Source organism: Allostigmatella hybrida, assembly GCF_020103775.1.
In the GTDB taxonomy this organism is placed as follows: Bacteria; Myxococcota; Myxococcia; order Myxococcales; family Myxococcaceae; genus Hyalangium; species Hyalangium aurantiaca.
The window spans coordinates 134,044-148,564 of sequence record NZ_JAHXBH010000010.1; the positions used below are offsets into that span (position 1 = coordinate 134,044).

At 70.0% G+C, this 14,521-nt stretch carries 14 protein-coding genes; 7 read left to right on the forward strand and 7 right to left on the reverse strand.

Going from position 1 to position 14,521, the window contains the following annotated elements; genetic code table 11:
- The first annotated feature begins 39 nt into the window (after nt 1-39).
- Nucleotides 40-426: a RidA family protein gene (locus tag KY661_RS18325; RefSeq protein ID WP_225411429.1), complete on the forward strand. Its 387-nt coding sequence runs from the start codon at nt 40-42 to the stop codon at nt 424-426.
- Nucleotides 427-528: 102 nt separating this feature from the next.
- Here KY661_RS18325 and KY661_RS18330 read toward each other — a convergent pair whose 3' ends face one another.
- From KY661_RS18330 to KY661_RS18340, 3 genes are all read right to left on the reverse strand, one after another.
- Complete coding sequence (locus KY661_RS18330; protein WP_225411430.1) at nt 529-2,490, reverse strand: DsbA family protein; 1,962 nt, start codon at nt 2,488-2,490, stop codon at nt 529-531.
- Nucleotides 2,491-2,711: 221 nt separating this feature from the next.
- Nucleotides 2,712-3,623 carry an ABC transporter ATP-binding protein gene (locus tag KY661_RS18335; RefSeq protein ID WP_225411431.1) on the reverse strand — a complete coding sequence of 304 codons (912 nt, stop codon included), beginning with the start codon at nt 3,621-3,623 and terminating at the stop codon, nt 2,712-2,714.
- Nucleotides 3,620-4,504 carry an ABC transporter permease gene (locus KY661_RS18340; protein WP_225411505.1) on the reverse strand — a complete coding sequence of 295 codons (885 nt, stop codon included), beginning with the start codon at nt 4,502-4,504 and terminating at the stop codon, nt 3,620-3,622. Before KY661_RS18340 ends, KY661_RS18335 begins: the two co-directional genes overlap by 4 nt.
- 115 nt (nt 4,505-4,619) lie before the next feature.
- Here KY661_RS18340 and KY661_RS18345 point away from each other — a divergent pair, with 115 nt between their 5' ends.
- Nucleotides 4,620-6,089, forward strand: a complete 1,470-nt coding sequence (locus tag KY661_RS18345; protein ID WP_225411432.1) for a penicillin-binding transpeptidase domain-containing protein — start codon at nt 4,620-4,622, stop codon at nt 6,087-6,089.
- 15 nt (nt 6,090-6,104) lie between these two features.
- On the opposite strand, the gene KY661_RS18350 is transcribed toward KY661_RS18345, so the two are convergent.
- The gene (locus KY661_RS18350; protein WP_075010002.1) at nt 6,105-7,253 is read right to left on the reverse strand and encodes a DUF4388 domain-containing protein; all 1,149 of its coding nucleotides are present in this window, start codon (nt 7,251-7,253) and stop codon (nt 6,105-6,107) included.
- 20 nt (nt 7,254-7,273) lie between these two features.
- Here KY661_RS18350 and KY661_RS18355 point away from each other — a divergent pair, with 20 nt between their 5' ends.
- The 5 genes from KY661_RS18355 to KY661_RS18375 all read left to right on the forward strand — a co-directional run bounded on the left by KY661_RS18355 (nt 7,274) and on the right by KY661_RS18375 (nt 12,063).
- Nucleotides 7,274-7,552, forward strand: coding sequence for a glutaredoxin family protein (locus KY661_RS18355; RefSeq protein WP_225411433.1), 279 nt, complete (start codon nt 7,274-7,276; stop codon nt 7,550-7,552).
- A 126-nt stretch (nt 7,553-7,678) separates the two neighbouring features.
- Nucleotides 7,679-8,635, forward strand: coding sequence for a GGDEF domain-containing protein (locus KY661_RS18360; RefSeq protein ID WP_225411434.1), 957 nt, complete (start codon nt 7,679-7,681; stop codon nt 8,633-8,635).
- Between the two features lie 78 nt (nt 8,636-8,713).
- The gene (locus KY661_RS18365; RefSeq protein ID WP_225411435.1) at nt 8,714-10,369 is read left to right on the forward strand and encodes a sigma 54-interacting transcriptional regulator; all 1,656 of its coding nucleotides are present in this window, start codon (nt 8,714-8,716) and stop codon (nt 10,367-10,369) included.
- A gap of 173 nt (nt 10,370-10,542) precedes the next feature.
- On the forward strand, nt 10,543-11,367 hold the full coding sequence (locus tag KY661_RS18370) for an NAD-dependent epimerase/dehydratase family protein (RefSeq protein WP_225411436.1): 825 nt from the start codon (nt 10,543-10,545) through the stop codon (nt 11,365-11,367).
- Between the two features lie 180 nt (nt 11,368-11,547).
- Complete coding sequence (locus KY661_RS18375) at nt 11,548-12,063, forward strand: tetratricopeptide repeat protein (RefSeq protein ID WP_317987280.1); 516 nt, start codon at nt 11,548-11,550, stop codon at nt 12,061-12,063.
- Nucleotides 12,064-12,096: 33 nt separating this feature from the next.
- Here the strand turns inward: KY661_RS18375 and pheA (KY661_RS18380) are convergent, their stop codons facing one another.
- Genes pheA (KY661_RS18380) through KY661_RS18390 form a run of 3 tightly spaced genes read right to left on the reverse strand, consistent with a single transcriptional unit; the run spans nt 12,097 to nt 14,502 of the window.
- Nucleotides 12,097-12,915 carry a prephenate dehydratase gene (gene pheA / locus KY661_RS18380; RefSeq protein ID WP_225411438.1) on the reverse strand — a complete coding sequence of 273 codons (819 nt, stop codon included), beginning with the start codon at nt 12,913-12,915 and terminating at the stop codon, nt 12,097-12,099.
- Complete coding sequence (gene pheA, locus KY661_RS18385; RefSeq protein WP_075010008.1) at nt 12,908-14,047, reverse strand: prephenate dehydratase; 1,140 nt, start codon at nt 14,045-14,047, stop codon at nt 12,908-12,910. Before pheA (KY661_RS18385) ends, pheA (KY661_RS18380) begins: the two co-directional genes overlap by 8 nt.
- Before the next feature lie 11 nt (nt 14,048-14,058).
- A complete protein-coding gene (locus tag KY661_RS18390; protein ID WP_225411439.1) occupies nt 14,059-14,502 on the reverse strand; it encodes an EVE domain-containing protein in 444 nt (147 codons plus the stop codon).
- Nucleotides 14,503-14,521 lie beyond the last annotated feature (19 nt).

Consider the following 14,521-nt stretch of genomic DNA (forward strand, 5'->3'; position numbering starts at 1 on the left):
GCGCGGCCCTCCGGGGCCGCTTCACCCCGAGGTCCTCACATGGCGCGTAAGACCGTTCACTCCGACAGTGCCCCGCAGGCCATTGGCCCCTACTCGCAGGCCATTCAGGCCGACGCCGGGAAGATGATCTTCCTGTCCGGGCAGATTCCCCTGGATCCGAAGACGATGGAGCTGGTGCAGGGCGATGCCGCCGTGCAGGCGGAGCGCGTGATGCAGAACCTGCAGGCGGTGCTGGCCGCGGCCGGGGCCGACTTCTCCCACGTGGTGCGCTGCACCATCTTCCTCACCGACCTGGGCGACTTCAGCAAGGTGAACGAGGTGTACGGGCGCTTCTTCACCGGCGCCCCGCCGGCCCGCGTCACCGTGCAGGTGTCGGCCCTGCCGCGCGGCGCCAAGGTGGAGATCGACGCCATCGCCGTGCTGTGAGCCCCGCCTGAAACCCTCCTGAAACCCTCTTGAAACACAGAGGCCGCCGGACCTCGTGGGTCCAGCGGCCTCTGGGCAAACCATTGGAAGCGGGGCGAGGGACTACTTGACGTCCTTGGCCATGCCCTCGGCCTTCTTCAGCTCCTCATCGATGACGCGCTTGAAGGCGTCCGGCGGCTGCGCACCCACCAGCGTGCGGCCGTTGATGAAGAACGTCGGGGTGCCGTTGGCGCCCACGCGCGTGCCCTCGGCGGACTCCGCCTCGATCTGCGCGGTGAACTTGCCGCTGTCCAGGGCGGACTTGAACTTGCCCATGTCCAGCTTCAGCTCCTCGGCGTAGCGCTCCAGCGAGGCGCGGTCCAGGGCCTTCTGGTTGGCGAAGAGCTTGTCGTGGTACTCCCAGAACTTGCCCTGCTCGTTGGCGGCCAGCGCCGCGGCGGCGGCCGTCTTGGCGTTGGCGTGGAAGGGCAGCGGCTGGTTCTTGAAGGCCACGCGGATCTTCCCCTTGTAGCCCTCCTCCAGCTGCTTGAGCGTGGGCACCACGCGGCTGCAGAACGGGCACTCGAAGTCAGAGAAGGCGACGATGGTGACCGGCGCGTTGGCGGGGCCCTTCACCGGCGCGTTGCCCACTTCGATCTTCTGCACGGCGGGCTCGGCCTCCTCGGGGGCGGACGGGGGCGGGGCGTTGGCCGCATCCTCCATGAGCTTCGCGTAGAGGTTCTCCGGCTTCACGCCGCTGGCGAGCACCTTCTCCGCCTTGCCCTTCTCCTCGTCGATGGCCGTCTTGAAGGCCTCGAAGGGCTGGGCGCCCACGAGCTGGCGGCCGTTGATGAAGAACGTCGGGGTGCCGTTGGCGCCCACCGCGGAGCCGGCCGTGGCGTCCGCCTCGACCTTCGCGCGGAACTTGCCGCTGTCCAGGGCCGCCTTGAACTTGCTCACGTCCAGCTTCAGCTCCTGGGCGTACTTCTCGAGCGAGGCGCGGTCCAGGGCCTTCTGATTGGCGAAGAGCTTGTCGTGGTACTCCCAGAACTTGCCCTGCTCGTTGGCGGCCATGGAGGCCTCGGCGGCCAGCTTGGCGTTGGCGTGGAAGGGCAGCGGCTGGTGGCGGAACACCACGCGCACGTCCTTGCCGTACGTCTCCTTGATCTTCGAGAGCGTGGGCGTGACGCGGCTGCAGAACGGGCACTCGAAGTCGGACCACTCGACGATGGTCACCTTGGCGTCCTTCGGGCCGAAGGAGGGCGAGTCATTGGGCACGTCCACCTTGCGGACGGTGGCGGCCTGGGGGGCGGCGGCCGGAGGCGGCGCGGCGCGCTCCTGGCCCTTGGCGATGATGGCGGCGTACACGTCCGCGGGCTTGGTGCCGGCCTTCACGAGGGCCTCGGCCTTGCTGTACTCCTCGTCGATGAGGGCCTTGAAGCGCTCGGCGGGCTGCGCACCGGACAGCAGGCGGCCGTTGATGAAGAAGGCCGGGGTGCCGTTGGCGCCCAGCTGGCCCGCCAGGGTCTGATCCCGGGTGATGGTCTGCTGGAAGCTCTCCTTGGAGAGGTCCTTCTTCCAGCGGGCCACGTCCAGGCCAATCTCGGAGGCGTACTTCTCCAGGTCGGCGTCCTCCAGGGCGCGCGCGTTGGCGAAGAGCTTCTCGTGGTACTCCCAGTACTTGCCCTGCTCACCGGCGGCCATGGCGGCCAGCGCGGCGGGCTTGGCGCGGGGGTGGAAGGACAGCGGGTTCTGCTTCATCACCACGCGCAGCTTGTTGCCGTACTCCTCCTGGAGCTTCTTCACCGTGGCGTCGGCGCGGGAGCAGAAGGGGCACTGGTAGTCGGAGAACTCCACCATCGTCACGAGCGCGTCGGGGCTGCCCTTGACGGGGGAGTTCTCGATGGGAACCTTGAAGACGGCGCTGTCCGCGGGGCGGGCCGGCTTGGCGGGCGCGGACGGCTGAGACGGGGCGGCGGCCGTGGGGGCGCTGCCCTCATTGCTCTTGGATCCCGAGGCGGCCCTGCCGCCGAAGAATCCGAGCACCAGGCCCACCACAAGGGCCACAATGACATTGGCTTTCATATGTACCGTTCTGCTCCTTCCGTCTCGGGTCCGTCCTGAAGGGCGGCCCCGGGCGGGGGTAATGAGGCGGGCTTGATAACAGAGGGAAATCCGGCCAGGCAAGCCGAGCCCCCCCCACCTGATGGCGTGAGATTGCTTCTGCAGATGCCCGGAAACTGGGCAGTTTTTTGGAAAATTCCGCGTGAGTCTTCGCCTGTAGTGCGCCCAGGGCCCCGCGGGTTTCAAAGAATTTGAAGGACGCGATCTTCCAGGCTCCGGCCCCGGGAAACGCCCAGGATGAGCACCCCTGTCTGGAGCAGGTGGGCCACCGTGCGGCTGATGACCTCCTCGGGGCGGTGGGCCTGGCCGTCGAAGCGCACCAACAGCACGCCCGGGGACTCCATGCGCGCGGCGGTGACGCCCGGAAGCTGGGTGAGCTCGGGTGGGATGATTTCCCCCCGGGCGATCTGCACCCGGAACTCCGCGCCCTGGCTGGTCAGCTCCGACATGGTGCCCGCCTGGGCGAGCGTGCCCCGGTCGAGGATGGCGGCCCCGTCGCACAGCTCCTCCAGCTCCTGGAGGTTGTGGCTGGACACCACGACGGTCTGGTGGCCCCTCATGTCGCGGATGACCTGGCGGACCTGGGCGGCGATGCGGGGATCCAAGCCGGCAGTGGGCTCATCCAGGAGCACCAGCGGGGGCTGCCCCATCAGCGCCTGGGCCATGGCGGCCCGCTTGGCCATGCCGTGGGAGAGCGCCTGGGTCTGCACCGTCCAGGCCTCCGCGAGCCCTACCTTGTCCAGGGCCTCGTGGGCCTCCCGCTCGGGCGAGGGGAGCCCCGACAGCCGGGCCCAGTAGGTGAGCAGGGTGCCGGTCTCCCAGCCTGGCGGAAGGATGGCGTCCTGGGGCAGGGCGCCCAGCTTGCCCTTCAGGGCGCCCGGGTGCGTGGGGTTCACCCCGAGCACCTTCAGGTTGCCCTCGGAGGGGTAGAGGTAGCCACACATCATCGAGAAGGTGGTTGTCTTTCCCGCGCCGTTGGGCCCGATGAGCCCGTAGACCTGGCCCTGGGGCACCGACAGCGTCACGGCGTTGACCGCCACCTTCGGGCCAAAGCGCTTGCTGACCTGGAACAGTTCGATGGCGGGCTCGCTCACAGGTCCCTCGCGCGCAGGACGGCATGGGCGCCGCCCAGGAAGAGCAGGGCGAAGCCCGCGTAGGCCAGGCCGCTGATGCCAAACTCGCTCAGCCTCGGGTGGAGCAGGTTGGAGGAGTAATAGGAGGGCGTCAGGAAGCGGGCGAAGCCCAGCACCTGGCCCTCGTAGGCCCGGCCAATCACGTCCATCAGCCAGAAGGAGAAGAGCAGGATGAAGTTGAAGACGAGGCTCACCGCGGGGGTGCGGAACAGGCTGGAGCAGAAGGTGGTGAGCGCCACGTAGGCCAGCGAGAACACGATGGCCGCCAGCCAGTACTTCATCAGGTTCAGCGCCAGCGCGGAGAAGGCGAAGTCCGGGTTGGTGATGCGCGCGTAGATGAAGACGCCCAGGTCGATGATGAGCACCAGCCCCACCAGCAGCGAGGCCTGCACGAGGAACTTGCCCATCATCAGCGAGGAGCGGCGCGCGCGCACGGTGACGTAGCGGATGGAGCGCGGCCCCACCTCGCCGCTGAGCTGATCGAACCCCATCAGCGCCACGTACACGGGCAGGAAGAGCAGGGTGATCTTGAAGACCACCAGCACGACGACGGGCACCTGGGAGAGCGCCTCCATCATCGCCGCGTCGTTCCCGGCCAGCACGCCCAGGAAGCTCTTCTTCATCTCCGCGGCCACCGCGGTGGCCGCCTCGGCGCCATTGCCCGAGTCCGCCAGCCGCGCGTTCACCTCGTCCCGGAGCGCGTTGGCGATGGCCCCGACGATGAGGAGCACCAGCACCGAGAACATGCTGTAGAGGCCCAGCAGCACCACCACGCGGCCGCTTCGCACGGCCCGGCGCGTCTCGGCGCTCCAGATGACCGCGATTTCTTTCAATCCGTCCAAAGTGCCGCGCACCCTGTCAGGTCTTCCGGGCACCTGCCAGTTTATCCGCCTCCCCAGCGGCCGAGGGAGCGGACCTGGACAGCGGCTGCCAGCCCTTTAGGATCCTCCTCCCCTCATGCCTCGCTCCCAAGCCCTCCTTGCGACGCTGCTGCCCCTTGCCCTCGTTCTGGGTGCCATGGGGACCACTTCCCCCACTGAAGTCCCCGCTGTCCTGGAAAGTCCGGATGCGGGCGCCGTGCGGGAGGCGAGCGCGGACGCGGGCACCGCGGACGCGGGGACCGAGCTGCTGGGGCTGGTGCCCCCCGCCCCCGTGCCCTCGCGCGAGAAGGCGCCGCCCATCGCCCAGCTGCGCTCCCTGCCGCGCAAGGACGATGTGCTCGCCCAGGCCAAGCTGAGCAGTGGACGGCTCGTCCTGCCCGCGGGCAAGGGGGGCGCCACGTTGACCGTGGACCCGCCGCTCCAGGCGCAAATCACCCGCATCATGCAGGACTACCAGGTGCCTTATGGCGCCGCGGTGGTGCTCGAGCCCTCCACGGGCCGCGTGCTGGCGCTGGCGGAGCACTCCCAGACGGACCCGTCCATGCGGGGGCTGACCACCCGCGCGGTGTTCCCCGCGGCCAGCATCTTCAAGATCGTCACCGGCAGCGCGCTCTTGGAGGCCGGCGTGGCCCCCAGCGAAGAGGCCTGCTTCCATGGCGGCAAGCGGGGGCTGTCCGAGCGGCTGCTGGAGGACAGCAGCCGGGATGGGGCCTGCCACACGCTGTCGTCCGCCATGGGCAAGAGCGCCAACGTCGTCTTCGCCAAGCTCACCCGCAAGTACCTCTCCGCGGATGCGCTGCGGCGCATGGCGGCGCGGCTTCGCTTCAACCGGCCGATCGCCTTCCCCATCCCCACGGATGTCTCGCTCGCGTCCATTCCCGAGGATGATTTCGGGCTGGCCAATACCGGGGCGGGCTTTGGCGATGTGTACCTGTCCCCGCTGCACGGGGCCGCGCTCGCCGCGGCCTCGGCCACCGGCGTGTGGAGAGACCCTGTCCTCTTCGAGCCCTCGCCGGAGGCCTCGGTGGCGCCCGCGGAGGAGGTGCTGTCGCCCGAGGTGACGCGCGCCCTCACGGGGATGCTGGAGGAGACGGTGACCCATGGCACCGCCCGGCGCGTCTTCCGGGAGCGCGGCTTCCGGGTGGAGGGTGCCGTGGGCAAGACGGGCACGCTGGCGGACAAGAACCCGTTCCGGGACTACTCCTGGTTCGTGGGCTTCGCCCCCAAGGACAACCCCCGCGTGGCGGTCGCCGCCGTCATCGTCAACGAGCCGCTCTGGCGCATCCGGGCCACGTGGCTCGGGCGCGAGGCGATGCGGCTGGCCCTGGAGCGCTTCCCCGCGCCGGCGGCACCTCCCGAGGTTCCTCAGGAGGCGCCGCTCGTCGCCCAGCCGGCGCCCGCCACCGAGCCCCTGTCCGGTGGCGAGGCGGTCTCCACCGCCTCGGCCGCGGACGTGCCGGTGCCCGAGGCCGCCTCGCAAGCCGAGGACGCCTCCGAGGAGGAGGCCCTTCCTCCCGCCGCGAACGCCTCGGCGCCGATTCCGTGAGGCCCGCCCCCCGGCTCAGGCCGGGGTGAGCTTCACGAAGCCGCTGTCCACGAAGCCCTGGAAGTACTTGAGCGCGTCCAGCTCGTGCAGCGGGGAGACGCGCACGATGGCGGCCACGTCCCGGGTCCCGTTGATGCGCGAGAGCAGGTAGCGCTCCGGGGCGCTGAGCGGCATCGTCTTGAGCTGGGCCTGGGGCACCAGCAGCGAGGGCACCTGCGCGGGCTCCATCAGCACCAGCCGCAGCGACTCGTGGAGGGACTTCTCCGCGGTCTTCAGCAGCTCCGCCGTCTGCGGCGAGGGGGCGACTTCATAGGCGCGGCGCGCCAGGGCCTCGGCATCCCGGAAGTTGCAGTTGTCCAGGAACATGCGCGCCGCCTGGAGGATCTCCTCCACGGGGGACTCCGCGCCGATGATGGTGGGCGCGGCCTCCGCGGGCGGGGCGGGGGGCGGCGCGCTGTCCTCGCGCACCTTCACCGCGTCCTGCCGGTAGAGCGCGTAGAGGCGCTGGTAGAGGTAGAAGTCCGAGGCGTGGAGGGCCAGCGCCATCTCGTCGATGGTCAGCCCCTCCTTGATATGCGTCACCAGCTTCTCGTCGCGGCTTCCGGGCTGGCGGGACTCGGGCAGCCGCCGCTCGTCCACCACCAGCCGGGCCTTGCCCGAGGGGAACACCGCCCGGATGGCCTGCCACGCCGTCTCGCGGAATTCGCCCTCCCGGTGGATGTCCAGCAGGTCCACCCGCACATCCAGCCCCTCGCTCAGCGGCACCACCGGCCGGGGCTCGAACTGGAACTCGCCCTCCACCCACTGGAAGGCATCCAGCAGCATCTCCCGGAACTTGAGGCTCAGGGTGTTCTGGACGGTGGGCTCCGGGATGATGCCCTGCATCACCAGGATCTTGCCCAGCAGCATGTCCGTTACGCGCTGCGTCTCGAAGGCGCGGCCCAGCTGGTCCTCGGTCAGGTGCCCCATGTTGATGAGGAACTGGCCCAGGAACTCCCGGGGCTGGTTCGAGCTGGCGCTGATGACGGCGCCCTGGCTCAGCGTCAGCTCCTTGGAGACGCCCGGGCGCTGCACCCGGAGGATGCCGGAACCGCGCCGGTTCCCCAGATAGCTGACGGCGTCCCGAAGGGGCATCGTCGCGAAGTCACCTGACAAGCCGGGCATCACTGCGCATCCTGCAACGCATGAGGGTGGATATCTACTCGAAACCCGCTTGCTCGCTGTGCGACGCGGCCCTGGAGGTGGTGGAGCGGGTGCGCGCTCGCATCCCCTTCGAACTGAGGCTCATCAGCATCCTGGAGGATCCGGCGCTGGTGGCTGCCTACCGCTATGACATCCCCGTGGTGTTCATCAACGGGCAGGCCGCCTTCAAGCACCGCGTGGAGGAGGCGGAGCTGGAGGCTTACCTGCTCCAGGTGCTGAATGGCACACAGGTTGCTCATTCCCCGGCACGGGATGAGTAACGAAGTACCCTTCTGCTGGAACTTCAAGGGGATGGACGGGGTGGGCGAGGGGGCAGGGCTGTAATTTGGTAGGGACGGCGGGGCAGTGAGGAAGAAAGTTCTGACTGAGGCAGGGAGGTCGGGGTCTTGTCGGTGACGCGCAAGCATCGTGGGAAGTCGGGACTTCAGCCGACCGTGCTCCTGGTGGAGCCGCGGGCCGAGGAGCTGGAGAAGACCCGGGCCCTGCTCGGGGAGGCGGGGTTCCGGGTGGTGCCGCTGACGCGCTTCGAGGCCGTCGTTCCCATCTTCGAGGTCGTCCGGCCCGATGCGGTGGTGCTCGCCGTGCACCCGCCGGACTTCGCGGCGGTGGCCGTGGTGCGCAGGCTGCGGCAGCTGGGCGAAGTCACCGTGCCCCTGTTCTACCTGATGGACCCGGACCAGCCCGAGGCGTGGCGGTTCTGCCTGGAGAAGGGCCTGGGCGTGGACATGGTGCCGCGCAACCTGTCCGGCAGCGAGCTGGCGCTCCGGCTGCAATCGGTGCTGCGGCTGCGCGATGCGGTGCTGCGCGCCAAGGAGTCCGGGGAGACGGAGGCGGGCTCGGCGCTGCACGATGAGCTCACCGGCGTCTACAACAAGCAGTTCCTGCTGGCGATGATCGGCCAGGAAGCGCGGCGCTCCGAGCGCTACGGGGGCCCCTTCTCGGTGCTGGCGTGCGCGCCCCAGGGGTACCGGGGGTTCTGCAAGCAGCACGGCGAGGCCATGGGGGAGCGGCTGTTGGTCTACACCGCGGTGGTGCTGGGGCAGACGGTGCGCGAGTCCGATGTGGTGGCGCGCGTGTCGGACGAGGAGTTCGCCCTGCTGCTGCCGGCCATGGAAGAGGAAGCCCTGCCGGGGCTGCTCGCGCGCATCGCCACGCGGTTCGAGCTGGCGCGGTTTCAGGTGGAGGGCAAGGCGTTGAAGACCTCGTTGTTGCTGGGAGCCGTGAGCTTTCCGGACATGGTGGGGACCCCCGCGCAGCTGTTGAACGGGGCGATCCAGGAGATGAGGCGGCGGTCGCGCGAGGCGCGCCGCTGGGATGTGGGGATGAGCCGGGTATCGGTTTAAGGACTTTCGGTGTGAGGCGGGGGGCCCCTACGGGGGTTGCGCTGACACTTTTTTTGTAAGGGCGAGGGGAGCCAGGGGATGGATCGGATCGCGGTGCTGGTGGTGGATGACGAGGAGTCGGTGCGGACGTTCCTGGGAGAGCTGCTGGGGAACGCGGGGTACCAGGTGCGCTGTGCGGCCAGCGGGGCGCAGGCCCTGGAGATGCTGGAGGGCGGCTCGTTCGACGCGGTGCTGCTGGACGTGGTGATGCCGGAGATGAGCGGTCTGGAAGTGCTGCGGCGCTACCGGAGCGCGGGCGGCGGGGCGCCGGTCATCGTCCTGTCGGCCCTGTCGGGCGCGGATGACGCGGTGCGGGCCATGAAGCTGGGGGCCAGCGACTACCTGGCCAAGCCCTTTGGCAATGACGAGCTGGAGGACGTGCTGGCCCGGGCGCTCGGGACGCGGGCTCCGGCGCGGCAGGCCGTGGCGCCGACCCCGGCCCGTCCGGCCGCTCCGGTGCTGGAGGGCGCGGGCGAGGCGCGCGCCATCATCTCCACCTCGCCGGCCATGCGCCGGGCGCGCGCTCTCGTGGAGCGCATCGCCGACACGGACGTGCCGGTGCTGCTGCTGGGCGAGTCGGGTACGGGCAAGGAAGTGATCGCCCGGGAGATCCACGCGCGCAGCCAGCGCCGCAACAAGCCCTTCATCAAGGTGAACTGCGCGGCGCTGCCCGGCGAGCTGCTGGAGAGCGAGCTGTTCGGCCACGAGCGCGGCGCCTTCACGGGCGCGACGGCGGAGAAGCCGGGCAAGTTCGAGCTGGCGGACCAGGGCACCATCTTCCTGGACGAGATTGGCGAGATGGCCATCCGGCTCCAGGCCAAGCTGCTCCAGGTGCTGCAGGACGAGGAGTTCTTCCGCGTAGGCGGCAAGAAGAGCGTCCGCGTGGACAGCCGCGTGGTGGTGGCCACCAACCGCGATCTCGAGAAGGAGATCGCCCTGGGCAACTTCCGCGAGGACCTCTACTACCGCCTCAACGTGGTGGCCATCCGCCTGCCCGCCCTGCGCGAGCGCATGGAGGACGTGGTGCCGCTGACGGACCACTTCCTCAAGAAGTATGGGCGCAACTACATCCAGGGCGTCTCGGAGCTGCCCTCGGAGGTGCTCCGCGCCTTCACCGAGTACGAGTGGCCGGGCAACGTGCGCGAGCTGGAGAACATGGTGCGCCGCCTGTGCGTGCTGAAGGACCCGACGCTGGTGCTGGACGAGTTGCGCCAGGGCCGGACTCCCGCGAGCGCTCCGTCCCTGCCCACCTCCTACGCGGGGGATGACGGCGCGGCGCCGGTCCGTGCGCCGGAGCCCGAGCCCGAGCCCGTGGTGCGCGCGGCGGCCCCCGTGGCCTCCACGCAGGTGCTGGAGATGCCCTCGCGCGGCGGCACGTCCGCCCCGGCCAGCCCGGCGCAGGGGCTCTCGGAGCTCTTCGCGAGCGCCACCCCGCAGCCGCGCTACGCCAACCCGTTCGACATGCCGCAGCCGCCTCCGCCCCCGCTCACCATGCCCGTGGCCGAGATGTCGCTGAAGGACATTGGCAAGCGGGCGGCGATGCTGGCCGAGCGCGAGGCCATCCTCTCCATGCTCCAGCGCACCGCCTGGAACAAGCGCAAGGCGGCCGGCAAGCTGCGCATCAGCTACAAGGCGCTGCTCTACAAGATCAAGGAGTGCGGCATCGTGGACCCACGCGCCAGCGCGGAGTTCTGAGCCCCTCTGAACCGATGTGACGGATGACCGGAAGCCGGGGGCAGGGTACTGCTCCCGGCTTCTTCCGTGGGAGGATTGCCGCGCTGCGGCAAGGGGCGGCTGTCCGGTGGCGTGCATCCCGGTGCGCCCGGGGACGCCTTGCGCGCGGAGAGGCGGCCCGGTATCGACGGGGCATGGCTCCGCCCCTCGTTCTGCTGGGTTCTGGCTACACGCTCACGCGGCTTGCGCGGACATTCCCGGGAAGGGCGCTGATCGCCGCCACGAGGGACCCCCAGCGCCGGGCGGAGCTGGAGCGGATGGGGGCCCGGGTCTGCTCCGTGGAGGAAGCGCTGGCGCACGTGGAGGGGGCCCATGTGGTCAGCTCCATTCCGCCCGAGGCGGGGCTCGATGGCAGGCTCGCCGAGGTGCTGGGCCGGCACCGCCCGTCCCGGTGGGTGTACCTGTCCTCGACGGGCGTCTACGCCGGCACGCGTGGCGCCGTGGACGAGGCCACCCCCGTCAGTTCGGCCTCTCCCGCCGCACAGGGGCGCCTCGCGGCGGAGGCGCTGTTCCGTCCGCTGGGCGCCAGCGTGCTGCGCATCGCCGGAATCTACGGCCCGGGCCGGGGCATGCACACGCGGCTGCTGGCGGGGACGCACCGCCTGCCCGAGGGCGGTGGAGGCCGGCTCTCACGCGTCCACGTGGAGGACCTGGTGGAGGCCATCCGCGTGGTGCTGGAGCGGGGGGAGCCCGGAGGGCTCTACTGCGTCGCCGATGATCGCGCCGCGACGCAAGGGGAGACGGCCGCATGGCTCTGCGAGCGGCTGGCGCTGCCGTTGCCGCCCACGGTGCCGCTGGAGAGCCTGCATGAGACCCTTCGCGGGGACCGGGCCGTGAGCAACGCCCAGCTCAAGGCCTTGGGCTGGAGGCCCCGGTATCCGGATTTCACCACCGGCTTCACGGCGGTGCTCGAGGCGGAGGGGCTCGCCGGATCCCGGCCCCCAGGGACCGTGTCCTAGCGTATTAGCGCGTCTTCCAGGCCGCGGCGGGGGTGTTCGTAAAGCTGTCTTTTCAGCCCGGCGGGCGCCTGTCACGCTGCGTGAGAACAGCGTGAAAAACCGAAGGGTGCGACTCCGATGAGAGGACCAGGGATGTCTCACAGGTTGTTGGCGACATTCAACGAAGGTGTCACCCGCTCGATGGCGGGAGATCACCCCGCCGCGCTCCAGGCCTTCGACAAGGTGTTGGCCGAAGATCCGAAACATTCTCCGGCCCTGAGCGCCAAGGGCTTCTCGCTGGCCCGGCTGGGGCGGGCGAAGGAGGCGCTGCCCTGTTTCGAGCGCGCCATCGAGCTGGACCCCTCCAGCCCCGACAATTACCGCAACGCCGCCGTCTGCCAGCTGGAGCTGGACGAGCCCGAGTCCGCGTCCATGCTCTTCGAGCGGGCCTTCCAGCTCAACCCGGAGACCCATTACCGGGAGGCCGCCGCCGTGGAGGTCTTCCAACTGGGCCAGGCGCTGCTCCACCGCGGGGGCCGGCGCCCGGACAAGGCGCGCTACCGCCACGCCCGCCATGCCTTCGAGCTGGCCCTTCAGTACCACCCCTCTTTCATCGATGCGGCGAGGGCGCTGGCGGACGTCTGGTCGCACCTGGGTGATGCAGAGAAGAGTCAGCACTACCTCCTGCTGGCCTCCCGCTTGAGGTCCGTGGGCTAAAAGCCCGGGCGGGAACGGCTCGGGGCTGAGCGCTCAGGCCGAGACGCGGTAGCTGCCCAGGACGCGGAACGACTGGCACAGGCGCGCGGCCTCGTCGAGCGCCGCGGCCAGCCCAGGCTCCTCCCGCGCGCCCTCCAGGTCGAGGCAGAAGACGTATTCCCAGGGCCGCCGCCGGGGGCGTGACTCCATCCGCAGGATGCTCACCCCCCGCGTGGCGAACACCCCCAGCACCCGGTGGAGCGTGCCCGGGTGGTGCTCCAGGGTGAAAGCCACCGCCGTCTTGCTCCGAGGGCCGGGTTGCGGGGGAACGGCTCCCATCGCGACGAAGCGGGTGTGGTTGCCCGGGGCGTCCTCGATGCCCTCCATCAGCACCTCCAGGCCGTAGAGCTCCGCGGCGGTCCGGCTGGCGATGGCGGCGGTGCGCGGGGGAGCCAGCTCCGCGACGCGCCGGGCGCTGCCCGCGGTGTCGGCCTCCGCCACGGGGGTGATGCCGCGCTGGCGCAGGAAGGTGGCACACTGGGCCAGGGCCTGGGGGTGGGAGAGGGCGCGCTCCAGCCCCTCCAGCGCCGTGCCCGGAGGCGCGAGCAGACAGTGCCGGATGGGCAGCGCCAGCTCGCCAGTGATGGACAGGGCGAACTCCAGCAGCAGGTCCACGTTCTCGGTGACGGAGCCCGCGAGCACGTTCTCCACCGGCACCACGCCCCCGTCCACCTGGCCCGCGGTGACGGCCTCGAAGACGGCGCGGAACGAGGACACGGGCACCGCCTCCACGCCCGGGCCGAAGAGCGCGCGCGTGGCCTGCTCGCCATAGGCGCCGCGCTCCCCCTGGAAGGCGATCCGCAGCTCACTCATGAAGGCCTTCCACCCGGGGGTAGGTGCCCAGCAGCCGCATCGACGAGGTGAGGGGCTGGAGATCCTGGAGCGCCGCGACGAGGGGCGCGTCCGCCGCGTGGCCCTCCAGGTCCAGGTAGAAGCGGTAGCGCCAGGGCTGTCCCGGGATGGGACGGGACTCCAGCTTGGCCAGGTTCACCCCCCGCTGGGACAGCGCCGTCAGGACCTGGCCCAGGGTTCCGGGCCGGTGCTCCAGCACCACCATCAGGGACGTCTTGCAGTGGGCGTCCGCGGGAATGGGCGCGGCCTCGCGGCTCACCTCCACGAAGCGCGTGTAGTTGCCCGTGGAGGGCTGGATGTCCCGCACCAGCACCTCCAGGCCGAAGCGCTGGGCGGCGCTCTCGCTGGCGATGGCCGCCACGGTCGGATCATTGCGCTCGCGCACCTTCAGGGCCGCGGCGCTGGTGTCGTACTCGGGCAGGGGACGGATCCACGGCACCTTGCGCAGGAAGGCCTCGCACTGCGAGATGGCCTGGGGGTGGGAGAGCACCGTGCGGACTTCCTCCAGCCGGGTGCCGGGCAGCCCCAGCAGGCGGTGATCCACCTGGCTCACCAGCTCGCCGATGATGACCGCGCCCCCCTCGGCCAGCAAATCGTACGTCTCGTTCATGCTGCCGGCGGAGGTGTTCTCGATGGGCAACAGCGCGAGGTCCAGCGCCCCCCGGCGCAGCGCCTCCAGCACCTCGCGGCCCGTCTCCAGGCCCGTGAGCAGGACGCCGCCGCTGCGGCCTTTGTAGCGCTGGCGCGCGGCCAGGTGGCTGTAGGAGCCCTCGATGCCGGGGTAGCCCACGCGCAGCGGCGTGGTGTCCAGCCGCTGGATGAGCGCCTGCTGCCGGGCCACCGACATGTCCATGATGATGCGGTAGATGCGCTCGACTTCGTGTGGATCCAACCCGTGCGCCGTGGCCACCTCGCGCACCCGGTGGAGGATCAGATCTTCGCGGGGCGGATCCCGGAGCGGCGAGGCGTCGGCCACCTTCGTCCGGGCGATGTCGTCCGCCAGGTTCATGCGCCTGCGCAGGGCGTCCATGATTTCCGTGTCGATGCGCTCGATGTCCGCGCGGAGGCGAGAGATGTCCGGAAGATCTGCCATATGCCAAGACACTAACCGGGTTGGGACGCCTTCGGGAGCGCTGTCCCTCCCAATTTCAGGATGAGTTTGAAATGCGCCGCCGTGATGGGCGTCACGCTGAGCCGGCTCCGGGTGATGAGAGGAAAGTCTTTCAAAGAGGCCGTCTTCTTGACGGTGGCCAGCGTCACGGGAGAGGCCAAGGCCACCACCGGGCCCACCCTCACCGAGGCCCAGTCCTCGCCGGGGGCCGTGGAGTCCGGGCCTGCCCCGGTGAGCACCTGCGCCACGGCCACCACGGCCTTGTCCTCGTTCGAGTGGTAATAGAGGCACAGGTCCCCGGGCCGCATGGCCCGGAGGTTGTTGCGCGCCTCGAAGCTGCGTATCCCGGTCCACTCCGTCTCGCCGTCCTTCTCGAGCTGCGCGTACGCGTAGACGGAAGGCTCGCTCTTGATCAACCAGTACTGGGTCTTCGCCATGGCGGCGCACTCTACCCAG